This window comes from Mycobacteroides sp. CBMA 271 (genome assembly GCF_009729205.1).
Classification (GTDB): Bacteria; Actinomycetota; Actinomycetes; order Mycobacteriales; family Mycobacteriaceae; genus Mycobacterium.
The window spans coordinates 421,802-446,096 of record NZ_VTHB01000005.1; the positions used below are offsets into that span (position 1 = coordinate 421,802).

Annotated in this window: 20 protein-coding genes; 16 read left to right on the forward strand and 4 right to left on the reverse strand. The window is 60.8% G+C overall.

Going from position 1 to position 24,295, the window contains the following annotated elements; genetic code table 11:
- Positions 1 to 6 precede the first annotated feature (6 nt).
- Complete coding sequence (locus FZI91_RS15875; protein WP_155939979.1) at positions 7 to 852, reverse strand: SDR family oxidoreductase; 846 nt, start codon at positions 850 to 852, stop codon at positions 7 to 9.
- Between the two features lie 81 nt (positions 853 to 933).
- Here FZI91_RS15875 and FZI91_RS24245 point away from each other — a divergent pair, with 81 nt between their 5' ends.
- Positions 934 to 1,860, forward strand: a complete 927-nt coding sequence (locus tag FZI91_RS24245; RefSeq protein WP_155939981.1) for a helix-turn-helix domain-containing protein — start codon at positions 934 to 936, stop codon at positions 1,858 to 1,860.
- A gap of 190 nt (positions 1,861 to 2,050) precedes the next feature.
- Positions 2,051 to 3,049, forward strand: a complete 999-nt coding sequence (gene tcmP, locus FZI91_RS15890; protein ID WP_239001858.1) for a three-Cys-motif partner protein TcmP — start codon at positions 2,051 to 2,053, stop codon at positions 3,047 to 3,049.
- Between the two features lie 178 nt (positions 3,050 to 3,227).
- Here tcmP and FZI91_RS15895 read toward each other — a convergent pair whose 3' ends face one another.
- The 3 genes from FZI91_RS15895 to FZI91_RS15905 form a co-directional block, all read right to left on the reverse strand.
- Complete coding sequence (locus tag FZI91_RS15895; protein ID WP_162526433.1) at positions 3,228 to 4,898, reverse strand: UvrD-helicase domain-containing protein; 1,671 nt, start codon at positions 4,896 to 4,898, stop codon at positions 3,228 to 3,230.
- Positions 4,895 to 6,574: a hypothetical protein gene (locus tag FZI91_RS15900; RefSeq protein ID WP_166548258.1), complete on the reverse strand. Its 1,680-nt coding sequence runs from the start codon at positions 6,572 to 6,574 to the stop codon at positions 4,895 to 4,897. Before FZI91_RS15900 ends, FZI91_RS15895 begins: the two co-directional genes overlap by 4 nt.
- 244 nt (positions 6,575 to 6,818) lie before the next feature.
- Positions 6,819 to 7,532, reverse strand: coding sequence for a FadR/GntR family transcriptional regulator (locus tag FZI91_RS15905; protein ID WP_155939987.1), 714 nt, complete (start codon positions 7,530 to 7,532; stop codon positions 6,819 to 6,821).
- A gap of 183 nt (positions 7,533 to 7,715) precedes the next feature.
- On the opposite strand from FZI91_RS15905, the gene FZI91_RS15910 reads away from it, so the two are divergent.
- From FZI91_RS15910 to FZI91_RS15975, 14 genes are all read left to right on the forward strand, one after another.
- Positions 7,716 to 8,786, forward strand: a complete 1,071-nt coding sequence (locus FZI91_RS15910; protein ID WP_155939988.1) for an amidohydrolase family protein — start codon at positions 7,716 to 7,718, stop codon at positions 8,784 to 8,786.
- A gap of 35 nt (positions 8,787 to 8,821) precedes the next feature.
- The gene (locus tag FZI91_RS15915; protein WP_155939990.1) at positions 8,822 to 9,898 is read left to right on the forward strand and encodes an extradiol ring-cleavage dioxygenase; all 1,077 of its coding nucleotides are present in this window, start codon (positions 8,822 to 8,824) and stop codon (positions 9,896 to 9,898) included.
- A 142-nt stretch (positions 9,899 to 10,040) separates the two neighbouring features.
- Positions 10,041 to 11,021, forward strand: a complete 981-nt coding sequence (locus FZI91_RS15920) for an AraC family transcriptional regulator (RefSeq protein WP_155939992.1) — start codon at positions 10,041 to 10,043, stop codon at positions 11,019 to 11,021.
- Between the two features lie 70 nt (positions 11,022 to 11,091).
- Positions 11,092 to 12,600 (forward strand): aromatic ring-hydroxylating dioxygenase subunit alpha, encoded by a 1,509-nt coding sequence (locus FZI91_RS15925; protein WP_162526432.1) that lies wholly within the window; start codon positions 11,092 to 11,094, stop codon positions 12,598 to 12,600.
- Positions 12,601 to 12,603: 3 nt separating this feature from the next.
- On the forward strand, positions 12,604 to 13,086 hold the full coding sequence (locus tag FZI91_RS15930) for an aromatic-ring-hydroxylating dioxygenase subunit beta (protein WP_155939996.1): 483 nt from the start codon (positions 12,604 to 12,606) through the stop codon (positions 13,084 to 13,086).
- Between the two features lie 33 nt (positions 13,087 to 13,119).
- Entirely contained in the window at positions 13,120 to 14,424 is a 1,305-nt protein-coding gene (locus FZI91_RS15935) for a dienelactone hydrolase family protein (protein WP_155939998.1), read from the forward strand.
- 232 nt (positions 14,425 to 14,656) lie between these two features.
- Positions 14,657 to 15,472 carry a fumarylacetoacetate hydrolase family protein gene (locus FZI91_RS15940; protein ID WP_155940000.1) on the forward strand — a complete coding sequence of 272 codons (816 nt, stop codon included), beginning with the start codon at positions 14,657 to 14,659 and terminating at the stop codon, positions 15,470 to 15,472.
- Positions 15,465 to 16,442, forward strand: coding sequence for an acetaldehyde dehydrogenase (acetylating) (locus FZI91_RS15945; protein WP_162526431.1), 978 nt, complete (start codon positions 15,465 to 15,467; stop codon positions 16,440 to 16,442). Before FZI91_RS15940 ends, FZI91_RS15945 begins: the two co-directional genes overlap by 8 nt.
- Positions 16,439 to 17,464, forward strand: a complete 1,026-nt coding sequence (gene dmpG / locus FZI91_RS15950; protein WP_155940002.1) for a 4-hydroxy-2-oxovalerate aldolase — start codon at positions 16,439 to 16,441, stop codon at positions 17,462 to 17,464. The genes FZI91_RS15945 and dmpG overlap by 4 nt, the downstream gene beginning before the upstream one ends.
- A gap of 85 nt (positions 17,465 to 17,549) precedes the next feature.
- Positions 17,550 to 18,293 carry a dienelactone hydrolase family protein gene (locus tag FZI91_RS15955; RefSeq protein ID WP_155940004.1) on the forward strand — a complete coding sequence of 248 codons (744 nt, stop codon included), beginning with the start codon at positions 17,550 to 17,552 and terminating at the stop codon, positions 18,291 to 18,293.
- 92 nt (positions 18,294 to 18,385) lie between these two features.
- The gene (locus tag FZI91_RS15960; RefSeq protein ID WP_155940006.1) at positions 18,386 to 19,231 is read left to right on the forward strand and encodes an alpha/beta fold hydrolase; all 846 of its coding nucleotides are present in this window, start codon (positions 18,386 to 18,388) and stop codon (positions 19,229 to 19,231) included.
- A 6-nt stretch (positions 19,232 to 19,237) separates the two neighbouring features.
- Positions 19,238 to 20,884: a long-chain-fatty-acid--CoA ligase gene (locus tag FZI91_RS15965; protein WP_155940008.1), complete on the forward strand. Its 1,647-nt coding sequence runs from the start codon at positions 19,238 to 19,240 to the stop codon at positions 20,882 to 20,884.
- On the forward strand, positions 20,881 to 21,840 hold the full coding sequence (locus tag FZI91_RS15970) for a PDR/VanB family oxidoreductase (protein ID WP_155940010.1): 960 nt from the start codon (positions 20,881 to 20,883) through the stop codon (positions 21,838 to 21,840). Before FZI91_RS15965 ends, FZI91_RS15970 begins: the two co-directional genes overlap by 4 nt.
- Positions 21,841 to 22,330: 490 nt before the next feature.
- The gene (locus FZI91_RS15975; protein WP_243733995.1) at positions 22,331 to 23,362 is read left to right on the forward strand and encodes a serine hydrolase; all 1,032 of its coding nucleotides are present in this window, start codon (positions 22,331 to 22,333) and stop codon (positions 23,360 to 23,362) included.
- Positions 23,363 to 24,295: the final 933 nt, after the last annotated feature.

Sequence of the window (24,295 nt, forward strand, 5' to 3'; positions counted from 1 at the left end):
TTTTCGTCAGTGACGGGTCTGCAGATACTGGCGCAGGCTCTCGGGCCCGTTTCCCGTGACTGTGCGGACGTCGTTGGTCACGCGCTCGAAATCCCCGGCGGCGATGGCCGTGTAGGTCGACACCCAGGCGTCGTACTGCCATTGCGGGGCTTCCCACCGGCGGCGTGAGGCATAGGCCTCCTCGACGCTCTCGTCGTGATAGGTCACCGAGCGACCCGAAACCTCGGAGATTGTCTGGGTTACCTCTGACAATGTCGGCGCTTGCGGACCGGTCAGGGTGTAGGTCACGTTGGCGTGCGCGGCCGGATTCTTTAGGACGGCTGCGGCCACACGTGCCACATCAGCGCGGGTGACGGCAGCGAGCCGCCCGTGGCTGGCGGGAGCGCGTAGGACGTCGTCCTCGCCCACAAACTCTGGGAGCACATCGATGTAAAAGTTGTTCCGCAGGAACGTATGCGAGATGCCGCTGCCGAGGATGTGCTGCTCGGTGGCCCAGTGATCGCGAGCCAGGGTGAAGATGGCGTCGCGCGTTGCGCCGGCGAACGAGGTGTAGACGATGTGACCGACGCCCGCCGAGACGGCCGCGTCGATGAATGCTCGATGCTGGTCGAGACGATCAGCGCTTTCGGAGCCAGACACCATGAACAGGACATCAACTCCGGCCAGGCTGGCGCGCGTGGCGTCGTCGTTGGCATAAGAGCTCTGGATGGCCACTGCGCCGCCAAGCGTGGGGGCGTTGTGTGGGTTGCGGGACAGCAGGCGCAGCGCGATGCCCTCGCGTGCAAGCTGGCCAGCGACGAGCCCACCGACATGGCCGGTCGAACCGGTGATCGCCAAGGATGGATTGTTCATGGTGTCCTCAATCTTCGCTAGGTGACGCACTCTATTGTTGGACTCGCTGACACAGATGTCATGGTGATTTGAGGTCATATAGTGAACAAAACTGGACAAGCCAGGATTTGGAATGTCGGGTACTCGACGACACGGCCGGCGATCGAAGTGCTGTCACTGGCCAAATTGCGTGCACGTGCCCAGCCGCAGAGAGAGCAGTTCTTGCGGCCTCAGCGAGTCGACTTCGATCTGCTACTGGTGTGCCACACGGGAACGCTGCACCACGCCGTGGATTTCGTCGAGTACGCGATGAGCCCCGGAGATGTGCTCTGGGTGCGCGCAGGGCAGGTCCAGGAATGGCAGTGGTTCGATGTCGATGCCGCACATACACCGACAGCCACAAATCCCGAACCCGTCGCCGCGACGGTCGTTTTGTTTCAGCCCACCCGGCTCGACGAGCGGGCACGCTCGCTCAGGGGATCGTTTCAACGGCGGGCTCTATGGGCCCAGGCCACCGCGGATGCATCTGCGGGTCGGCGACGTCTCGATGACCTCATCGAGACCGCGGCCCGTCCAATACCACCGGAAATGCACGAAGAACTCGTGGCGCGCGTACTGGGCGTCCTGATCGTCGAACTCGCTCTGGCCGATCCGGCGGCGGCCGACGACGCTGTGCCACGTCCAGCAGAGGGTCTTTTCGAGGCGCTGAGCGCAGCGATCGACGCCAACTTCGCCGCAACAAGAAACACCGGCGACTACGCCCGGCAGCTGGGCTACTCGGCGCGCACGATCAATCGCAGCGCTCTGCGCAATACCGGACTTACCGTCAAACAACTCGTCGACGAACGGACGTTGCTCGAAGCCAAACGACTCCTTGCCCACGACACCACACCAGTGCAGGCCGTCGGCCGCTCCGTGGGCTTCGCCGAACCCACCACATTCACCCGCTTCTTTCGGCGGCGCACAGGTGTCACACCGCTGGAATTCCGGACCGCACGGACGGCTCCCGGCGGTGTCGCCGCTCGATGATCAGAGGCGGGTCGAGCAGTCCGGCAGCGCCAACGTTGTTCATTCTCAATGGATCTCGGGCAATCGCCTGACCTGTTTTGTTCGCTTGCTGCTGGCCGTACCTGCAGCGTATTGAGACCAGGTTTGCGCTGCTTTTTGTGCGTGTAGGTGAGCGACTTGGTAGCTGTAGCCGAGGAGCTCGGCCACGATCATGGCGCGGGGTTGGCGCGGTGACGTCACCTACGCAGAGGGGTTCGCCGGACCGGGTATCTATACCGATGGCGCGCATGGGTCGCCAGTTATCGCTCTACGCGCCATCCTCGATGACCCCAAGTTGCGAACCACGAGCCGCAAGATGCGACTGTTGTTCGTCGACCATGACCCCAGGTGCACCACGCTGCTAAATGAGCGACTCGCTGTGGCCGCGGCCCCTGTCGCGCTACAGAACCTCCCAAAATACGGGATCACTGTCGATATCGAGACCGGCGAATGCGTTCCCACTCTGGAGCAGTTGCTCACCGCCCATTCGGCGTGGGGGCGGCCCATGCTGGTGGTGCTAGACACATGGGGCAGCGCGGTGCCATTGGACTTGGTCCGCCGTGTCGCAGAAAACGGCAACAGCGAAGTCATCATTACCATATTGCCCCAGTACTTTTCGCGTTTCGCCGAGGTCACCGATCTCACGCAGGGCGATGAGGTATTCGGGGGAACGGGGTGGAGGCAGATAGCCGAACAACCATCCGAGATGAAGGCGCGGTGGCTACTACAGCACTATCGCGACACGATTCGAGGCGCTGGCTTCAAGTACATCCTCGACTTCGAACTCATCGATCTTCGAGGCAAATCTTTGTATCTGGTTTTCGGTACCACCCACGTCCGCGGACTTGAGAAGATGAAAGAGGCTATGTGGGACGTGGATTCGGTGTCCGGGGCCGGCTACCGCGATCCACGTGACCCTGATCAGCAGACATTGGAAATTGAGTTCGAACCGAACACGGAGCCGCTCAAACGTCTGATAACAGCGCGCATACGAGCAGCGGGAACCCAATGGACCACCGTACGCGACCTTCGCCATTTCGCTCTGTACCGCACCGTGTTTAAGGCGAGCCAGGTCAAGCCCCTGCTCGAAACGATGGCTGCCAATGGGGAACTCAAGTCCGATCGGCACGATGGAACTGTGGGCTATCAAAGTTCAGTTAGGTTGCCGTAGAGCATCTTCGGTGCGTCAGGGGTCATCACCGCAGGGATTCATCTTTCGAGCGATGGCCAGGCGTACTTCACTGTCGCTCACGCTGAATGCGGACCTGTAAAGGCACAGCTATCGGTAGTGTCGGATGGCTGTCAGACTCTTTGCGGTAGTGAGAAGTTCACGTGCAGGATGCACTGTTCTACACGGCCGGTAGGCGACCGTGCGGTGCCCAGTGCGCCAAACTCAGGAGTGGCGTGACCGCTGGCGGAAGCCCGTTGCCGATGAGCAACACAACAATACGTTTGCGGGCTCGCGTAAACACGACATAGAGCAATCGGCTGGTGTTGGGGAACGGTTCGCGTTCTTTGCCCATGAAATCATCTTCACGCAAAATGATTACCGTAGCGTCCGCTTCTCGGCCCTTGGTTTGATAGAGGTTCATGAGTTGGATCCGCTCCGGATCCTCGTAGTCAGCTCGTGACAGTGTCAGCTCGGCAGCGCTCGTTTCCCGTGCCGCAGCGGCGATGTTTCGGACGATGAGTCGCAGGCCAGCGCCCGTCCCAAGCTGGCGGGCCGCACGGGCACGCATCGGACGTAACAGCAATGAGGCACGCTCCCATGCGGAGATCTTCGCCGGAAGACCGATCAATCGATGGGCGTCCGATGTGATCGCCATGAGTTCGGAGATTCCCTCTGTCAGTTCCAGGAGTTCCCTAAGACTGGTGAGCTTTCGCCACAACATGGCCGACCCCCCGCCATAGACGAGATGATCGACGAGCGGCGGCCGTTGTTTACCGCGTTGAGCGCTAATTACAAAGATTCCTAGCGCCTCCAACACCTTCTCCCATTTGATGTCCTCGACGGCGTACTTCAGCATCGCCACTTGAGCGTCGAGTGCGCATGAGAGGGCATCGCTCAAGCCTGCCACGTCGACGGGGATTCCTCGTTTCTCGAGTCCGTCAGCGAGCTTGGCGAGCGTATCGACGTGATGGGTGAAGACCGCAACGTTGTGCCCCTCTGCGCGCAGGTCCTGGATGGCGTCATCAACTACTTCAATTTCGTTGTTAGCACTGATTCCTCGCCAAATCTTCAGGCGCCCAAGGTCGATTGCCTCGATCACGGGCTTGGAATTGAACCGCCGATTCAGTATTTCTTGGGCCAGCAAGGGGATAACGTCAGTAGGATCGCGATGTGACCGTGTTGGGAGCGCGATAACGTTCGCGGATCCGGCAGCGGTACAAGCCTCGAGTATTCGCTCAACGCGAACGCCGGTGCGCATCGGAAGGTCAGCGTAGATGCATTGGTTCGGGTCGCCGAGCAGAATACGGCGAGCGCCGACGGCGATCAGAGCCAGGAGTGCTTCTTCATCAGAGTCGGTGTCTTGAAACTCGTCGACAATTATTAGACTCCAACGGTTTTGGATGACTTCTTTCGCCGCGGGGCAGTACTCCAGTATCTCGCGCGCCATTGGATGCAGGTCGTCGTACCCGATCTCATGGGGGGCTAGATCTCTGATCGCCGCGCAGTGTTTGTTAACTAAGACAACGCCAGGTTGGTCTAGGAGTGAGCCAAACCTTCGAACAATCGAATATGACAGTGCATGGAAGGTCAAGACGTCGACTCTCTCGGCGTGCTCACCGAGGATGCCCCCGCTGTGTTCGATTAGTCGTGCTACTGCCGCCCGGGAGAACGAAAGAAAGAGCGCCCGATCGCGTCTGGGGGTTGTTGCCCGTTCCAGGTGTGCTCGGGCGGCGGCCAATGCGCACGTAGATTTGCCTGTTCCGGCCCCGCCAAGGACCACCGTCATTTGCGCCTCTGTGGAGATCACCTGTTGTTGTTCGGGTCCATTGGCGACGAATGGCTCGGTCACGGCGCGTGCTCTATGTCGGGCAGATCGAGGCGTTGTTGCGTCGCAGGCTGGCACAGAATCTCGATGAGTTGTCTTGCTATTGGAGGTATTTCGGACACGAGATGAGCCCATGCGACATGCACGGCGCTGTTCTTGAGTGTCTTTGACTTGATCAGGTACTTGGTGAGGTCATCGACTGATTCGGGTATTGCGTCGATTTCTCCGGCGTCGACGAGTGCGGTAGTAGCATCTTCTAGTACCTCGAAGGGCAATCCCCGAATAAGTGCTGCTTCAACGGCGGTCTTCGGAGGCAGTATGACGACTTGCTCCACGTTGGCCGGGAGTTTGTCGATGTTCTCTTCAAGCCCAGCTTTGTCGTTGTCTATGACCACACGGACGCGGAACCCAAGGGTCAGCGCGAGTTGAGCGAATCCCGGGAGCCGAGTTATGCCGCCGTCGCTACCGGGCGGAGACACCAATCGTGTAGATCGGGCCTCAAGGTTGCCATGACTATTGTTTCCTTCCTTGGCCATACGGTGAGCAACAGCGCCGAACCCTTCCACATCGGTGGGGCCTTCCATCAGCACGATTGTCCGGTAGGTGATCGCGGCCATGAATTGATCAAGAATGAGCCGCCGACGCAAGCGTTCTTTCTTGTCGGGTGTGTGGTCGAGGCGATGAGTCCTGCGGCGCCCGTCGCGTCGTGTGAGGCGTATGAGCTCTTCGGGAGCGAAGGCCCGTACGACGTCTGGGCGGCGCGTTGTAATGATGACTTGGTCGGCGGTTGTTTGAAGTCGATGAGCCAAGTATTGGGCTGCTGCCGTATCGAGGCGATCTCCGAAATCGTCTGCCACCACAACGCAACTTCCGCCTTGTGCGGCGGTGGTCGCGACCGCTTCGGCGGTCGTCACTATGCTCTGCACAGTCGATCCATGAGATCGAACGGGAAGCGCCCCAGCCGAATCCAATGTCAGGACAGGTTCGAGTGTGCGAAGAAGTCCAGCGAGTGTCCCGTCTTCAGGCACAAGCTCGACAGAGTTTTCATTGATGACCCCAAGTAGATCCCGGACCCCGCAGGCCAACACGCTTTCGATACCGCCGGCGATTGCCGATGATCGCGAAAACATTTGGGTAGCTGCCCGAACGTCCGAATCCAGAACAGTGAGCGCTTCAGCGAGGCCCAATGGATCGGAGTCTGACACCAACCTACGTAGCGTTCCGTCAGAGCGGATCTGCAGTGGTGTACCGGCTTTCAGAAACAAGACTGGTATCGCGTCCCGAAGGTCGCGGCGTACTCGTGCGAAATCACCGATATCTGGTGCACTGAAGAGTGGGAAATCAACCCAGTGCATTCCGGTATCGGTTTCGAGGTCGTAACTCGCTCGGTAACACAGCGCAACCCCTCGGACGGCCGTCTGCATGTCGCCGGAGGATGCTGTCTCACCAGTGTCAGGGTTGAAGGTGGTCAGGTGTTCCCATAGCAGGTCTTCCAGCTCGACTCCAAGGTCGAGCAATGTGACTTCCACTTCCGTAAGTGTGAGCTCATCGGCCAGGTCATCCCCATTTCGATGAATGTCGAGCGGGTCGACAGGGCCGTGTGTGCTTCGCGGATCAAGAACTCGACGCAGGGCCTCAACGAGATCGCTCCGGCCTGCGCGTGGTTCACCTGAGATCACCGCGTGGCGGTGGAAGATCATTGTTTCTTCTTCGTAACCGCGGAAGTGTTGCAACCGAAGCTTGGCGATCCTCATGGTTTCCTACCTAGGGTTTCGTACGGACAACGCTTGTGGGACAGAGCTGTTTGATCGACTGGACCTCGAGAGTGCGTTGTTCAAGACACTGTGTTGCGCTTTGGATTCGGGGTTGACGGATGGATGGGCACGACGTCGGATTCTTGGCATTGCAAGAGCTCCACGGCCATCGGCGTCAGGTTGCCGACGTTCACACGATGCGAGTCATGTTCTCCTGATGTTGAGACATAAGTTTCTCGAGAGCGATGGGATCCCCATCGCGGATCGCGGCGACGATGTCGGCGTGTAGTTGAAGGTGGCGTCCCCGTACGTCGGCCATCCCGGCGACAAAGCGCGCCTCGGTCATGGTCGCAGTCAGGGTGGTCGTGATTGTCTGATAGATGCCGACCAGGACTTCAATTCGCGAGGCTCGTGCTATGGCCAGGTGTAGTCGCATGGTGGCCGCCAGCGACGCCCTCGCATCGTGTTGAGCGGCGCTCATGTCGTCCAGAGCCCATTGCATGGCCTGGATGTCCTCGGGCTGTGCCCGCTGCAGGGCGACGGGGGCGAACAGATTGTCGAGGTAGCGGCGTGCCTCGAACAGATCCTCGGGATCGACGGTGAGATTTTGGTGCCATACGTCGATGCCGCCCAAGCGGACCTGCGGTGGGGGATTGAAGACGAAGACTCCACCGTTAGGGCCGGGTTTGACTTCGATGAGGTCGCGCTCCCGCAGAATTCCGAGAGCTTCATTGATAACGGTGGCGCTCACGTTAAAACGTCTGATGAGGTCGGTCCGTAGTCCGACCCGGGCGCCGGCCGCCATGCGTTGCTCAAGAATTTCACCCTCGATACTGGACGCCACTTGCTGCGCCCGGGACTGTCGAGAAGCCTGCCCACCGCTGGTTTTCGGGATCTGTCCCATCAGCACTCCTCTCGTGTGCATCAAAACATGCGCATTTCTGTGTGAAGTTTACTACCGAAACCCCCATGTAGAAGCGCTAACACCAAGGCGTGTTGACGAATCTATCGGCGATAGCGCTAATCTTGCCTATAGAATTGTGAGACGCAGGTCACCGACCGCTGGATCAGGGAGAGAGTCAACGTGATGGATGTGAATGTGGATGCCGAGGGGTTGCAACCCGCCGCTAGCGGCGGGTTGGTAGATATCCATACTCATGCGATCGCGCCGTCGCTGCCGGATCTGGAGACGCTCTTCCCGTGGGGACATTGGCCATCGGTGCAGATGCACACGTCAACGACGGCCCAGATCCAGGTCGGTGGTCGCCCATACCGTGAGATCGACGATCGGTGTTGGTCTGCGGAACGTCGGATTGCCGATATGGACGCCGACGGCGTTGCGGTGCAGCTGGTCTCACCGACACCGATCACGTTCTGTCACGACGCGCCGGTGCAGGGCGCCATCGCGCTGGCGCAGGCACAGAACGACTTTCTCGCTGATCTGACGGGACGGTTCCCAGACCGTCTCGCGGCCCTGGGTGCGGTGCCCATGCAGGATCCAAGGGCGGCGGTAGCCGAGATGGAACGTGCGATGAGCCAGTTGGGCTTTCGCGGTGTCGAGATCGGCACCCGCGTGGGCGACCGCGAATTGTCCCACCCAGACTTCGATGAGTTCTTCAGCGCAGCAGCTGAACTCGATGCTTTCGTACTCATTCATCCGGCAGACAACATGCTCGACGCCAGGCTGACGTCGCTGGTGATGAGTTTCGGGGTGGGCATGCCCTCTGAGACAGGGATGGCCGCGGCCGAACTTCTGAGCAGTGGAGCATTCGAACGTCGCCCTGCGGTGCATCTATGCCTGGCCCATGGTGGCGGGACGCTGCCCTGGCTGTTGCCGCGCTTAGATCGGGGCGCAATGCTGAAAGACCCGACGCTGCCCGCTGAACGGCTGCCCTCAGCCCTGGCCCGGAGGCTGTGCAGCGATTCGCTGACCTATGACGCCGAGAGCTTAGCCCTGGCGGTCCATCGATTTACCGCCGATCACGTGTTGTTCGGTAGCGACTATCCGTTCCCGGCCAAGGAAACCCCAGCCGGGGCGGTTCTGGCCGGGCCCACCGAACGCCTTGACACCGATATGTGCGCGGCTATCGGATGGCGCAACGCCTACGCATTGACCGGTCACCGATTTGCAGCGGATGGCTTAGGCCAACCCCGCTAGCCGACATTCGACGAGACAACGAAGGAGACACCATCATGGCGCAGTTTCTGGGTCTGGGACTGACCCACTATCCGTTGCTAACCGTGCCCGATCCTCACATGGCTGATCTACTGCGCTGGACGCTGACCGATCCTGGCATTCCCGAGGCTGAGAAGGACTCGTCGCATTGGCCAGAACTGATGCAACGTGAATGGGGCGACGATGGCGGGACGGCCGCAGCTGGCGGGCATCGCCATGAACTGCTCAAGGGGATGCGGCGCTGCCGCGAAGCACTGGATGCGTTCCAGCCCGATGTGGTCGTGGTGTGGGGCGATGACCAGTACGAGAATTTCCGTGAGGAAGTGGTACCGCCGTTCTGTGTGCTTGCCTATGGGCAAAGCGAAGTCGAGGCGTTCGCAGTCATGAACGAACGGGGAGTGCCGAATGTGTGGGGATTGCCCGACGACACCACGTTCACGCTGCGTGGAGACCAAGCGGGTGCACGCCAGTTGGCAAACGATCTGATCGAGGACGGCTTCGATATCGCCTACTCCTATCAGAAGCGTGAGGGAACGCATTTCCCGCACGCGATCGCCAACACCCAGCTGTTCTTGGACTACGCCCATGCAGGCCGACAGTTTCCGTATCCGATTTTGCCGATCACAGTGAACTGCTACGGCCAGCACGCCATCGTGCGCCGCGGCGGGTTGGCCCGATTCGCCGAGATTCATGACGAACGACTGGACCCAGTAGGCCCATCACCGTCACGCTGCTACGCCCTCGGTGCCGCGGTGGCCCGGGCCTTGAATCACACCAACAAGAGGGTCGCCCTCGTTGCCTCCTCAAGCTGGTCACACGCCTTTCTCAATGACAAGGCGTGGCACCTGCGCCCGGACACTGACGCTGATCGCCGGCTCTACGATGCCTTCGTGCGCCGCGACTGGGCGACTTGGAATGGGACCGCCTCCCGAGACCTGGTGGATGCGGGGCAGCACGAGATGCTCAACTGGTTCTGCCTGGCTGGCGCCATGGAGGAATTGGGACTTGGACTGAGCTGGTCTTCTTTCGTGACCACCGATGTCTTCAACTCGAACAAGTGTTTCGCGGTGTTCAATGCTGCGGCACCAGCTTAAACACCATGGGTACGGCAGCCGCGAACGGGACTGTCCCGGGTCTTGAGTCTTTGCTGGCAGCGGGGGAGACTAGAGGTTCGGAGCCATCTGAAGATGAGGCCATCCATAGTCGGTCGGACTGGCTCCGCGAAGGAGTACGGCGATGACAGGTGTCAGCCCCGCAATCGCGCAGCATGCTGTGCACACCGATGACCTTGATTGTGTCCGAGAAGCCGTGACGAACGCCATCACCACCCACCGGCTCGACCGGCTCGGCCAGGAGGACGTGAACGCCCGATTCAGCGCGGTGCAGATCAACAACCTCGGCGTGATGCGACTGAAATACGGCACCGCAATCAGGATCGAGGCCGATGCTCCTAAGTTGCCGTTTCACCTGATCCAAGTGCCGGTGCGCGGCAGCGCGGTTATCGTCTCGGGCCGCGAGGAGATGACCTCAACCTCCGACATCGCTTCTGTGCTCGATCCCCGGCGGCACTGCTCGATGCAGTGGGCGCCGGAGTGCACGCAGGTCATCGTGCGCGTTGACGACGCGCACCTGCAGCGACATCTCCAATCACTTATCGGGCGGCCAGCATCTGAGCCACTTCGATTCGAACTCGCGATGGATCTGCGATCGAGTCGCGGCCGGAGCTGGCGTGCCGCACTCGACCTGCTGTTAACTGAAATGCAGCGCCCAGGAGGGCTTTTGGAGCACCCGCTGCTGGAGTCGCAACTCGAGTCCGTCTTGTTGACCGGACTGCTCCTCGCACATCGACACAACTACAGCGCGGCGCTGCGAGCTCAACAGCACCCAGCAGCTCCGCGCCCGATCAAGAGCACTCTGGAACGCATCGAGAAGCACCCGGAATTTCCCCTGACCATCGAAAAACTCGCCAATGACGCGGGTGTCAGCGTGCGGGCTCTGCAGCAGGGGTTTCACGACCTGGTGGGCTGTTCGCCGATGGCCTACCTACGGGAGGTTCGTCTCAACCGGGCCCGCGACGCCCTCGCCAGCGCCGATCCTCGATCGGGAGCCAGCGTCACCGACATCGCGCTGGACTGGGGCTTCATGCACTTGGGACGTTTCTCGGTGGAGTACCGCAGACGTTTCGGCGAGTCTCCTTCCCAGACCTTAAGGCGCTGACCAGCCCCCTCTTGTCGCCTAGTTGGATCACACCGGTCCACGGCATTCACTGTTATAGCGAGCCCCAAAGGTGCTGGCCTCGCGCGCTTTCGGGTCTGCGACAGCATCTGGACAACCGCAGCGCTGGGCGGATAGTGCCACTCGCAAACACGTCATAGCGTCGTACGTGGCAAGGCGACCTGTGGGAAGCCGCCCGGATCTTCTTCCGGTGGCTCTGAGACACCGGCCGACCGGGAATCAACCCAACCCGACGAGAAACTTGGAGAAATTCGTGACAGCACGACAGCTGACAGCGGATGACATCGACGCCTTAGTGCTGCCCGACCGAATTCATGGCAAGGCGCTGACCGACCCCGCGATCTTTGACGCGGAGATGGAGATCATCTTCGAGCGCGGTTGGGCCTATATCGGACACGAAAGCGAGGTTCCCAATCCTGGGGACTTCCGCACCAGCTTCATCGGTCGCCAACCCATCATCTTCTCCCGCGATGCTGCTGGCGAGATCCATGTGGTGATGAACCGCTGCACCCATCGAGCCGCGATCCTATGCACGGAAGAGTCGGGCAACACCCGAACGTTCCGCTGCCCATACCATCTGTGGACCTTCCGAAACTCCGGCAAGCTAATCGGCGTTCCCTACCCGGACGGCTATGGCCCGGACTTTCGCAAATCTGACTTTGATCTGCCCAAGCCGCCCAGGGTGGGTTTCTACCGCGGCTTCATCTTCGCCAGCTTGGCCGAAGATGGCCCAGGCATCGACGAGCATCTGGGCCCGCTGGTCAAAGAGCAGATCGATTTGTTCCTGGACCTCTCGCCCCTTGGCGAAATTGAGTGCCGTGCCGGAGTAAACCGGTTCTATTTCAGAGGCAATTGGAAGTTGCAGCTCGACAACACCGCCGACTTCTACCACGTCAACCTGCTGCATCGATCTCTGCTCGATGTGCTCGCCGAGCAGCAGGGCATCGACATCAGTGAGGTCAGCAGCGAGACATCGGAAGCCCGCAACGTCTACCTCGGTAGTGGGCATTCGATGATGGATATCAGGCCCTACAACCGGCTGCACCATGATTCGGTCCGCGACCACGTGCTGCGCGGTGGTGGACCGCAAGGTGACTACATCCAGTCGCTCAAGGATAACCACGGCGAGGAACGGGCAGACGAGCTCATGATGGCTGGGGGTAGCCACATGGGGGTATGGCCCAACCTAGGCGTCCTCTCGGGCATGGTTCGGAGGCTGCGCCCGATCAGCGTCGATCTGACCGAAGTCATCCTCACTCCGGCGCTACTCAAAGGCGTGCCCGATGCGGTCAACACCGCCCGGCTGCGTGGACATGAGGGGTTCTTCCCGCCGGCAGGCATGGGCGGCAGCGACGACCAGGACGTCTTCGAGCGCATCCAGATGGGCCTGGCCGCCAATGTCAACCCGTGGCTATACCTGGGACGCGGTATGCATCGAGAAACGCACCATGAAGACGGTTCCGTCACAGCGCAAGTCACCGACGAAGCGAACGCGCGCGGCCTGTATCACTACTGGCGCGACGTGCTGTCGAAGAATGTCCACGACACGATCGGAGTCTGAGAAATGACGATGATGCTCGGGATCGAGCAGGTGCGCCAGTTCCTCTATCGCGAAGCGCGACTGCTCGACCAAAGCCGCTACACCGAATGGATGGCGTTATGGGCTCCGGAAGCCGAATACTGGGTGCCCTGCAACGATGGTGACAACGATCCGCTTAAGCACATTGCGATCGCCTACCTCGATCGCAAGGGCTTGGAAGGTCGCATCATGCGGCTCAACAGCGGCCAGGCCTATGCCCAAGATCCTCCATCGCGGATGAGCCGGATCCTGGCCAATATCGAGATAGAAGACGACGCAAACCCAGACACGATCGCCGTCTATGCGAACTTCAACCTCACCGAGCTGCGCCGCCATGAGCAGCACACCTTCGCCGGCCGGTACGAGTACATGTTGACCGCAAACGACGATTCCTGGCTGATCGCGCGCAAGAAGGCCACGTTGATCAACGCCGACGAACCTATCGCCAATCTCAGCTTCTTCTTGTAGCGCGGCAGGTCTTACAGTGAAAAGAGGTCAACAATGAGCGAATACGTCGATGTGGCGATTGAGGATGGCCGCGTGCTGCGGGCCTACGTTGCTACGCCGAGTAGAGGTTCGGGCCCCGGTATCGTTCTGCTGCACGAGGTCTGGGGTCTCACCGACGCAATCCGTCAGCACGCTGATCTGTTGGCAGAGGAGGGCTACGTCGTCGTAGTCCCGGATCTGTATTGGCGGGTAGCGCCGAGCGCCGAACCGGGCGATGACGCCGCAGCACCGCAACAACAGTCCGACCTATACCGATCGTTGGACATCGACCGCTCTGTCGGCGATGTGGTGCGCATCGTGCAGTACCTGCGGGCGCGACCTGAACATGTCGGAAAGGTCGCCGCCGTCGGCTACTGCATGGGTGGCCTATTGGCGGTGCTAACGGCCGCGCGTACCCGGATCGACTGCGGCGTGAGTTTCTACCCCCTCGACCTAGACCGCCATCTGCAGGAGTTGATGGAAATCTCAATTCCCTTCGGGCTGCATCTTGCCGGCGACGACGAACACAGTTCAGAGGCAGCGCAGGCCGCCGTGGCAGCGGCCGCCGACGGGCATGATTCCGTGTCCGTTGACATCTACGAGGGCGCGCGGCATCTGTTCGCCAACCCGCAACAGCCCGGCTACGATGTGCGGGCCACCGATCTCGGATTCGCTCGCATGATCGAACTCCTCAGGGCCACAATGGGACCCCACTATGACCTCAACGCGCTATGGGATGAACATCTGCGGCTGGAATTCGAAACCAAGGACGCCGGCGCGACGCTGACCACCATGGTCAGCGAGCCCTACGTGAATCACATCCCCACCATGACCGGCGGCACAGGGTTCGAACTGCTCGCCCGCTTCTACAAGTATCACTTCGTCGACCACAACCCCGAACAACGGGTCATTCCCATCTCGCGCACCGTCGGGCCGACCCGGGTTGTCGATGAATTCGTTGCCTGCCTGACTCACGATCGCGAAATACCTTGGCTTCTACCAGGTGTCGCGCCGACCGGGAAGTACGTGGAAATCCCGATCGTGTCTGTCGTCGGGTTCCGCGGCGACAAGCTGCACCATGAGCACATTTATTGGGATCAAGCTTCGCTGCTGGTCCAACTGGGGCTGCTCGGCACGGACCTGCCCGTAGCCGGAGTCGAAGTGGCCCGAAAGGCGCTCGACGAGACGCTGCCATCCAACGAGCTCATGGCCGCCGACTGGGCAAGCAGCGAAGGTCTGCCGATTCCGTCTCGTTCACCCTCGCCGCCGTCGGCAGACAGTGCATCATCGCGCTCAGCGAAACCTGCACGCCGCCACTGAGTATCTATCACTTGTCTCAGGCTGGAACGGGACCGCCACGGCCGCAGATGTGCATTCGTAGCACCTCGCACCGACAAGCCTGTGGACAACGCCCGCGTCGAGTGGATAGCGACTACCGACGCTCATCACTAACTTCAATCACAATCCAGAACCATTCGCTTGCAACCGTGTTGACCACTGGGACGAAAATCGGCCCGCCGCACGCGACCAGCACTACGGAGGCCCCGCAGCCATGAGCACCACCGAAATCGACACCAATCTCGTTGCCCTTGTCGCCGACCGCCTTGCCCAAGGCTTTCGGCTGCGCCAGATGGTGCCGCCGGTACGTGAACTGATCGGAGGCGAGGACATCGACCTCGCGTACGCCGTACAGCAAGAACTGACTCGGCGCAGGGAAGCGACCGGCGGCGTGGTCGTTGGCCGCAAGATCGGCCTGACGTCGCAAGCGGTGCAGCAGCAGCTCGGAGTTGACCAGCCTGACTTCGGAGTGCTGTTCGCCGATATGGATATCACTGGCGCAGAATCGATCCCACGCGGAAGGCTCTTGCAGCCCAAGGCTGAAGCGGAGATCGCCTTCATCCTGAAGGATGACCTCGCCGAGGGCGACCTCAATGCAGGCCAGGTTCGCGGCGCCATCGACTTCGCAGTGGCCGCACTCGAGATCGTCGATAGCCGCATCGCGGAATGGGATATCACCATCACTGACACCATCGCAGACAACGCATCAAGCGGGCTGTTTGTGTTGGGCCATAAGCAACTGTCCGTCGACGACTTCGAACCACGCGATGTTCCGATGCAGCTGTATGCGAACGATGTTCAGGTCTCGGAGGGCAGCGGAGCCGCTTGCCTGGGTGACCCACTCAACGCCTTAGCCTGGCTGGCGCGCACCGCCAGGCAGTACGGCCAGCCACTGCGTGCCGGGCAGATCATTCTGTCCGGAGCCCTCGGGCCGATGGTGGCGACACCACCAGGTACACACGTCCGCGCTGATATCGGCGTACTGGGATCGGTGTCAGCAAATTTCCCCGCAAAGGAGCACTGTGGCTAAGACACAAGTCGCGATTATCGGCTCGGGCAATATTGGCACCGACCTAATGATGAAAGTGATGCGCCTATCCGACACCCTGCAGGTCGGGGCGATGGTCGGCATCGATGCCGACTCGGACGGATTGGCTCGAGCTGTCCGGCTCAAAGTTCCGTCCACCCACCACGGTGTCAACGGACTGATCGCGTTGCCGAATTTCGGCGACATCGACATCATCTTCGATGCCACCTCGGCCAAGGCGCACATCGCCAATGCCGAAAAACTAAGACCCCACCGTAAGACACTCATTGACCTAACCCCTGCGGCGATCGGACCCTTCGTGGTGCCGCCGGTCAATCTCGAAGAGCACCTCAACGCCGGCACCGACAACTTCAACATGGTCACCTGCGGCGGACAAGCAACCATCCCGATAGTCGCCGCCATCGCCGCGGTCACGCCGGTCCACTACGCCGAAATCGTCGCCAGCATTGCGTCCCGCTCAGCGGGCCCGGGAACCCGGGCCAACATCGATGAATTCACCGAAACAACTTCCCGCGCAATTGAATTGGTCGGCGGGGCAGCGCACGGTAAAGCGATCATCATCCTCAATCCTGCTGAACCACCAATGATCATGCGCGATACCGTGTTCTGTTTGACTGGCGACGTCGACCACGACTCGGTGAGAGCTTCGATCGCCAGCATGGCCATGCGAGTAGCACAGTATGTGCCCGGCTACCGTCTCAAGCAGGAAGTTCAGTTCACCCCAGTTGACCCTGTCGAGCCGATCCACACGTTGACGGCCCGCGCTGCGGATGAGGTAACCACTCGAGTTTCGGTGTTCCTTGAAGTCGAAGGCGCTGCACACTATTTGCCTGCCTACGCCGGCAACCTCGACATCATGACGTCTGCCGCGTTGCGCGTCGCCGATGCTATCGGCTCTCGAAACAAGTTGTTGCACAACAGTACAACATCATCAGCGGGGGTGATCCGATGAGCACCACCGTCTATGTGCAAGACGTCACTCTGCGTGACGGCATGCATGCTGTCCGGCATCGCATAAACCCTGCTGACGTTGGCCGTATCGCCGCTGCGCTCGATGCCGCCGGCGTCGACGCCATCGAAGTCGCCCACGGCGACGGCCTGGCCGGAAGTTCGGTGAACTACGGTCCTGGCAGCCACACCGATTGGGAGTGGATCGAGGCGGCCGCCGCCAACATCGACCGTGCGGTGTTAACCACCTTGCTGTTACCTGGGATCGGCACCATCACCGAACTGCGGCGCGCCTACGACCTAGGAGTGCGGTCAGTGCGGATCGCAACTCACTGCACTGAGGCCGACATCTCCGCCCAGCACATCTCCACCGCCTGCGAACTGGGCATGGATGTCTCCGGGTTCCTGATGATGAGCCATATGGTGTCCGCCGCTGAGCTTGCGGCACAAGCGAAGCTGATGGAGACCTACGGCGCGAACTGCGTATACGTCACCGATTCCGGAGGCCGTATCACGATGCGCGGGATGCGTGACCGTGTCCGCGCCTACCGGGACTCCTTGAACCCCGCCACGCAAATCGGCGTGCACGCTCATGAGAATCTGTCGTTGTCAGTGGCCAACAGCATCGTAGCCGTCGAGGAAGGGGTGACAAGGGTCGACGCATCCCTGGCGGGGCAGGGCGCTGGAGCCGGGAACTGCCCAATCGAACCTTTTGTCGCTGTGGCCAATCTTCTTGGATGGGAACATAACTGCGATCTATACGCACTTCAGGACGCCGCTGACGATCTGGTCCGACCATTGCGCGACCGGCCGGTCCAGGTTGACCGCGAGACACTAACTCTCGGCTACGCGGGCGTCTACTCCTCGTTTCTGCGGCACGCCGAACGGGCCGCCGAGCGCTACGGAGTCGACGCCCGCGCGTTGTTGCTCGAAGTCGGTCGTCGGCGTCTGGTCGGTGGCCAAGAAGACATGATCGTCGATATTGCCTTGGATATGAGCGGTCAGGCCGGCACCTCCGCATGCTGACCTTCACCCAAAGTCCAGCACCCTCGGGTGCCGCGGCTCCGTCTCCTGCGGGCCGCGCTGAACCCAGTCACCGTAAAGGAGCACAATGACCCAGCGCGTCACCATCAGCCTCGGCGATCAGCAGTCCGCCGACGCCTACCTGGCTACGACGACCACGAAAAACACCGGTGCGGGTGTGGTGATCGTTCACGAGATCGAGGGACTCACTGATCATTTCGCGTCCCTATGCGATCGGCTCGCGGAGTGCGGTTACTCGGCGATCGCGCCAAATATGTTCGCTGGTGACCGTGGAATCGTCGAAGATGCGGCTGCAGGCAACTATCCCAGTGCACTAAGCCGTATCTTCGATCTGGGCCCTGACAAGCTCGTGAGCGGCCTCAACTCGGCGCGCGAGGCGCTGGTTTCGCTAGCAGGTGTGGATCCGCAACGGGTCGCCGTGGTCGGCTTCTGCTTCGGTGGATATCTCGCACTGTTGGCGGCTACAGACCCGTACGGCGGGTGGGCAGCCGCAGCGCCTTTCTACGGACCGCCAGCTGGGTACGGGACGCTGGGTGCGCCCCCCGAGCCGTCCCCGCTGACGCGGGCGGCCAATCTATCTTGCCCAGCGAAGCTGTTCTACGGAAGCCAAGACACCCTCATCCCGGCCGAAGACGCCGTGGCCTTCGTTACCAAGGCCCAAGCCGCCGGCGCGAAGGCCGATCTGGTTCTCGAGAACGCGGGCCATGCCTTCTTTAACGATGCCCGGGACACCTATCACGAGGACGCGGCGACACACGCGTGGCGGGAACTGCTTGCGTTCTTCGACGCGACTCTGCGAGAAACCCCGTGACCTCCATGGGGTGAACTCCCCGCATTGAGCTCACTCTTACGGCTTGCCGCACAGCACATCACCCATGGGATCTATGAACGGAGAAGCACAACATGACACATACGACCGATTCTTCAACGATCATCGAAAAGACGATCCAGCACGACGAATACAGCACGAAGTACCTACAATCCGGCGTGGGCCCGACGATCGTTCTGCTGCATGGCTCTGGGCCCGGCGTGTCGGGACGGGCGAACTGGGCGGCAACGATGACATCCAAACTGGCCCAACACTTCACCCTGATCGCACCGGACATTGTCGGTTACGGTGGCACCCAGCAGCAGCCATCGATCGACTTCACCCACGCCAACCGGGTGGAGCACGTCGCTTCATTCCTTGACGCACTAGATCTTGCGCCGGCAAGACTGGTTGGCAACTCGATGGGCGGTGGAATCGCTCTAGGCATCGCGGCCCATTACCCCGAACTCGTCGAGCAGATGGTGTTGATGGGTTCGGCGGGAGTGACATTCCCCGTAAGCCGCGAGGTCGACCAGCTCTACGGCTACACCCCGAGCGAGGAGAATATGCGGGGAATATTCGAACTTATGGCCTACGACAAATCACACGTCACCCCAGAACTAGTGAAGGCACGCTACGAGGCCACGTTGGCACCCGGCGTAGCCGAACAATGGTCGAACCTGTTTCCCGCCCCGCGGCAACGCCACATCGACGACGCATCACTGCCGTTCACGACGCTGGAGAAGATCGCTACGCCGACGCTGCTGATCCACGGCGTGGCCGACCGCGTCGTCCCGGTGACAGCAACATCGCTAAAACTGGTCGAGGTGCTACCCAATGCCGATCTCGTTGTCCTCGGCCGATGCGGGCACTGGGCCCAGGTCGAGCGCGCCGAGGCTTTTCGCAGTGAAGTCGCCCGCTTCTTCTCCGCGCAAGGCTAATCGCCGATGATGGATACGGATCTGACCCTCGGGTCGTATGTCACACGCGCCGAACAGTTGTACGCGACAACGAAGATCATCGAACGAACCCGGCACGGGGATCGGCACACCTGCTACGGCGACGCGATCGCACGGGCCCGTCGGCTGTCTGCGGCCCTACACGGGCTGGGGATCCGTGCGGGTGACCGCGTGGGCACGCTGTGCTGGAACACCGTTGCACACTTTGAGTGCTACCTCGGAATCCCCGCAGCCGCCTTTGTCTTGCACACCTTGAACTTCCGCCTGCCAGTCGAAGATCTTCGCTACGTGATCGACCACGCCGATGACCAGGTTGTGATCGTTGACGCCGAACACCTCAGCCTGCTCGACAAAGCCCTGGACGGCATCTCCGTGGTGCGTCACATCGTGGTAGTCGGCCCGCTGCCAGATGCTCTCGGCGCCAACATCTCTCGACGAGAAGTTCATAGTTACGCCGAGCTGTTGGACACGGAGTCCACTGACTATCAATGGTCCGACGTCGCCGAACGCAGTGCGGCCGGGCTGTGTTACACGTCCGCGACCACTGGCCGGCCCAAAGGCATCATCTACACCCATCGGTCACAAGTGTTGCACGCCACCACGATGTGTACCGCCGACGCATTGGCCATCTCGGGGCGGGACGTCATTCTGCCGATGACACCGTTCTTCCACGCCAACGCATGGGGGTTGCCCTACTCGGCGACGATGACGGGCGCCACCTTAATCCTTCCAGGTGCGCGGCCAACATCAGCCGACATCGCCGACCTGATCGAGGCTCACGGAGTCACCGTAGCCTCGGGGGTGCCCACGGTTTGGACTGGCGTGTTGGAAGCCCAGCGCGAACGGGAACGCGATTTCTCCACCCTCGACCGCATCATGTGCGGGGGTTCGGCCATCCCCAGGGCATTGGCCGACGAATTCGAAAACCGCTATGGCACCTTGTTCATTCAGGCATACGGAATGACCGAGGCGTCGCCGTGCACTCACATCTGCAGGGCGCCGCGTGCGATGGCCGACCATCCACGCAATGAACAGCTGGACGTGCGTTCAACACAGGGAAGGCTGCTGCCAGGCCTGCAGATGCGTTTGGTAAACGACGACGGCAACGTAATTGCTTCCGGCGCAGGGATTGGCGAAATCCAGATGCGCGGCCCATGGATCGCTGATGAGTACTACCGCGCAGATGCGGCCACGAATTCCGTGTTCCGGGACGGCTGGTACTCCACCGGGGACCTAGCCACCGTGGATGAGCATGGCTTCGTTTCCCTCGTTGACCGCAAGAAGGATCTGATCAAGTCAGGCGGTGAATGGATCAGCTCAGTGGAGTTGGAGAACACGTTGATGGGGCATGACGCGGTCGCTGAAGCCGCCGTGGTCGCGGTGCCCCATGCCCGTTGGGTAGAACGGCCGTTCGCTTTCGTCGCGCTGCGCGCCGGCGCGAAAGCCAGCGGCGAGGAGCTTTGTGATCATCTGCGCGAACGCTTTCCGGCGTTCTGGCTCCCCGACGAGATACGCTTCGTAGACGCCATCCCGAAAACGGGCGCGGGCAAGTTCGCCAAACGGGTGATGCGTGATCTGCTACAGGCAGAGCGTTCCGCTATCGGGCGGCCTCAGCCCAGCGGAAGTGCCGTATGACAGCGGGGCCGCAGAAGCTACTCGTCACACAGATCAACCGCGAAGCCGCCGATGTGCTCTCCGTGGAACTGCGCCATCCGCAAGGCGAGGAGCTGCCCAGCTGGGGGCCCGGCGCTCACATCGACATGCATCTGCCATCCGGGCTCATCCGCCAGTATTCACTGTGCTCAGATCCGGCGGACTCGACTCTGTATCGAGTCGCCGTGCTTCGCGCCGCCGAGGGCCGCGGAGGATCCAGGGAAGTTCATGACTCCAATCTCACCGGCCGTCTGCTGGAAATCGGTGGTCCGCGAAACCATTTCAGTCTGAAAGATGCGCAAAGGTATTTGTTGATCGCTGGCGGAATCGGGGTGACACCTATTCTGGCTATGGCACGTGAACTAACGCGCCGACACAAGCCCTGGGCGCTAATCTACGGCGGCCGGTCCCGCACAAGCATGGCCTTCGTAGACGAATTGACGGCGCTCGGCGGTGAACTCGAACTGTTCCCGCAAGATGAACATGGAATACCAGATCTCGACCGGGTCATCGGAACCTGTGAGCCCGGGACGGCGGTGTACTGCTGCGGCCCCGAACCCATGCTGACTGCGGTGCAGGCGTTGTGCACCGAGCACCTCGCGTCAGACGCGTTGCACGTCGAACGGTTCGCCGCTGCGTCTACATCGGCCGAAACGCTCACTGACAGAGACAACGAGTTCGAAGTCGAACTTGCCCGTTCCGGACAGGTCCTCACGGTCCCCGCGGACCGCACCATCCTCGATGTAGTCCTCGGTGTGCTCCCTGGCACGGCATACTCCTGCCGAGAGGGCGTCTGCGGAACCTGCGAGGTGGCTGTTCTACACGGGACGCCGGATCATCGCGACGATGTGCTCGACGACGAAGAGCGCGCCCGCGGAGACACCATCATGATCTGTATCAGCCGAGCCAACTGTCTTCGCCTGACCTTAGATCTGTAGCTACGACACCTTGCAGGGTGGTCGTCAGACTCGGGCCAGGCGCACCCGACACCGCTGGGGGCAAGAAGAATGGGCTCGATAGGAACCGCCACTACAGCAGAAGTGTCACCGATGTACGGGGAAAAAATCCCCTCGGGCGTCAACTGGATAGAACTACATCGAGTTGGATGGAGGCCATGATCGCAGGACCGATGGCGTATGACGCCGTAATGGAGCAGCGTTGTCTTAGCTACATGGCACTGCAAGCTGGCATCTGACATTTGTGTCGATTTCACCGTAGTCATGCACTCAAGCCAACGGTCCGCTGGCCGCCATCAGATCTCTTCCGTGCAAGGAGCTTTCGATCATGAATCTCACGCGACGCTCGGTGTTCAGGTTGGTATCCGCCGGATTCCTTGTCCCCGCGGCTTTGTCGGCATGCGGTACCAAGAATGCAAACCAGTCATTCGAAGGCTGGCGCCGTGGCTTTGAAGCCGGCGTTCCGGTCCGTATGAAGGGGGCAGGGGTAGCTGGGGTAGAAGTCGCGATCGTGTCCAAAGGCACTGGAGCGCACTACACGGCGGCGTTTGGTTTCGCTGACGTGAATCGGGGGCGACGATTGACCGTCGACACCCCCGTGCATCTCGCTTCGGTGAGCAAACTATTCACGGCCGCCGCTCTGGTTCACCTGTTCGAGGAGCGCGGCCGAGATTTAGACAGTGATATCAATGACTTTATCGACTTCTCGGTAAAGAACGCCCACTATCCACGGGACCCGATCACACCTCGACAGCTACTCACTCACACGTCCAGCATCTCCGACGGCGGGTACGAAGAACGGTACGAGACATCTGGAGCTGGAGATCCCACGCAAAGTCTGTCGCGCTTCTTGCGGGACTATCTCTCAGAAGGTGGCTCCACCTATTCGCCGTCCGGTACTTTCCTTCGCACGAAACCAGGCGGCCTGTGGTCCTATAGCAATGTCGCCGTGGCCTTGGCGGGGTACGTGGTCGAGCAGGTCAGCCAACAGCCTTTCGCTTCGTATGTCTACGACCATGTGCTGGGCCCGCTCGGAATTCACAATGCACGTTGGTACCTCAAAGATTTCGCGCCGGATGTGCTTGCGAAGCCCTACGCATACGAGAAGGGCGAGTTCGTCGAGCTGCCGCAGCAAGGATATCTGGACGTCCCTGCTGGAATGCTCCGTTGCTCGGTGGCCGACCTTGCTACGTCGCTTCGCGCCATGCTCGGCGGCGAGCCAGCGATCTTGTCGCCGAACGCGGTGGCTGCGATGCTGCGCCGACAGGTCGAGCCCTCGATCGTGCACTATCAGGGCCTAGGCTGGACTGAAGAGACGATCGCCGGAACGGCTCTCGTCGGGCATTCAGGCGTCGATGTCGGCGCCACAAACATGGTGGTGCTGACCGAAGATCAGCGCCACGCTGTCGCTGTGCTGATGAACAGCGACGCAACGTCCGACGCCGATGCCCTCAGAAGTTCGATTACCGCCGATCTAATCAGTGGCGCAAAGCGCGCTGGGTGACGCATTGGCCGTTGCTTCTTCAGATCTGCGGTCAACAATTCGTTCCCGACCGGTAGCGGTGACGTCGGGCAGGTCTCAGCGAAGCGAGACCTGCCGTGTCATCGAGGTGCGCAACAAGATCGGTAGGCCATGCACAATCGTCTTTCCGTCCTACATCGACCGCCCAAGCGGGCTAGCCCGTTCGGCGTCAGACCATCCGGGGGAGTGATGCCTAGATCGTCCTTCAGTCACCTCCAGAACATACGAAATAGCTAGTGGACCATCGTCGGAGTCGTAGGAACGGTGAGGCTACTTTGGACGGTCGCCGCCGCCGAGACCCTTACTCCGGGGAGCGCGGAGCCTGATTACACGGTTTCTGTGCCCGACCCACCACAGTTCATCGCTGGCCTTACCGCCGCCGCGTCCCCGGGAGGCCTGACAGACCACCTCGATCGAGCCGAGACCGCATCGCGCGCTTTAGCAACAGCAAACGTTCCGTCGCGTGCGGTTGTCCGCACTATCGACTGCTGCGCGCTGCCCGCGGCGAGATTTCGGCCCGTAGCTACATTCTCGACGTCAGTTCAGAGACTGTCTGATCCGCGGCTTGCATGTAGCGCACGCCCTCGAACTTCGGGCGGACGTTAGCCGCTCCTGCCCAGATCTCAAGGACCAGAGAGGCAGGCCTACCCATGGATGTAATGCGTGATGACCGGGCGCTGCGCTCACCTTCGTGCGTTGCCGGCGTTGCAGTTCAGTCATCGAGTCGATGACGATGCGCGATCGCTGCGAGGGGACATGCTTACTGACCTCGATGACCGAATGTCGGGTGCATCTCGATGAATACGTTTCGCGACACCGGTTTCCGCAGCGGGCCTCCAGCGCACAGCTCTAGCGGCGGATGTGGCGTACGCCACGTCGGATGGACAACGGCCGCGTTGAGCGGATAGCAGACAC

Bases quoted from the DNA above. Each gene is read 5' to 3' on its own strand.
- FZI91_RS15910 (WP_155939988.1), top strand. From the start codon at position 7,716: ATGGATGTGAATGTGGATGCCGAGGGGTTGCAACCCGCCGCTAGCGGC.
- FZI91_RS15900 (WP_166548258.1), bottom strand. From the start codon at position 6,574: ATGATCTTCCACCGCCACGCGGTGATCTCAGGTGAACCACGCGCAGGC.
- FZI91_RS15920 (WP_155939992.1), top strand. From the start codon at position 10,041: ATGACAGGTGTCAGCCCCGCAATCGCGCAGCATGCTGTGCACACCGAT.
- tcmP (WP_239001858.1), top strand. From the start codon at position 2,051: ATGGCGCGGGGTTGGCGCGGTGACGTCACCTACGCAGAGGGGTTCGCC.
- FZI91_RS15975 (WP_243733995.1), top strand. From the start codon at position 22,331: ATGAAGGGGGCAGGGGTAGCTGGGGTAGAAGTCGCGATCGTGTCCAAA.
- FZI91_RS15965 (WP_155940008.1), top strand. From the start codon at position 19,238: ATGATGGATACGGATCTGACCCTCGGGTCGTATGTCACACGCGCCGAA.
- dmpG (WP_155940002.1), top strand. From the start codon at position 16,439: ATGAGCACCACCGTCTATGTGCAAGACGTCACTCTGCGTGACGGCATG.
- FZI91_RS15915 (WP_155939990.1), top strand. From the start codon at position 8,822: ATGGCGCAGTTTCTGGGTCTGGGACTGACCCACTATCCGTTGCTAACC.
- FZI91_RS15905 (WP_155939987.1), bottom strand. From the start codon at position 7,532: ATGGGACAGATCCCGAAAACCAGCGGTGGGCAGGCTTCTCGACAGTCC.
- FZI91_RS15940 (WP_155940000.1), top strand. From the start codon at position 14,657: ATGAGCACCACCGAAATCGACACCAATCTCGTTGCCCTTGTCGCCGAC.
- FZI91_RS15935 (WP_155939998.1), top strand. From the start codon at position 13,120: ATGAGCGAATACGTCGATGTGGCGATTGAGGATGGCCGCGTGCTGCGG.
- FZI91_RS15970 (WP_155940010.1), top strand. From the start codon at position 20,881: ATGACAGCGGGGCCGCAGAAGCTACTCGTCACACAGATCAACCGCGAA.
- FZI91_RS15960 (WP_155940006.1), top strand. From the start codon at position 18,386: ATGACACATACGACCGATTCTTCAACGATCATCGAAAAGACGATCCAG.
- FZI91_RS15955 (WP_155940004.1), top strand. From the start codon at position 17,550: ATGACCCAGCGCGTCACCATCAGCCTCGGCGATCAGCAGTCCGCCGAC.
- FZI91_RS15875 (WP_155939979.1), bottom strand. From the start codon at position 852: ATGAACAATCCATCCTTGGCGATCACCGGTTCGACCGGCCATGTCGGT.
- FZI91_RS15930 (WP_155939996.1), top strand. From the start codon at position 12,604: ATGACGATGATGCTCGGGATCGAGCAGGTGCGCCAGTTCCTCTATCGC.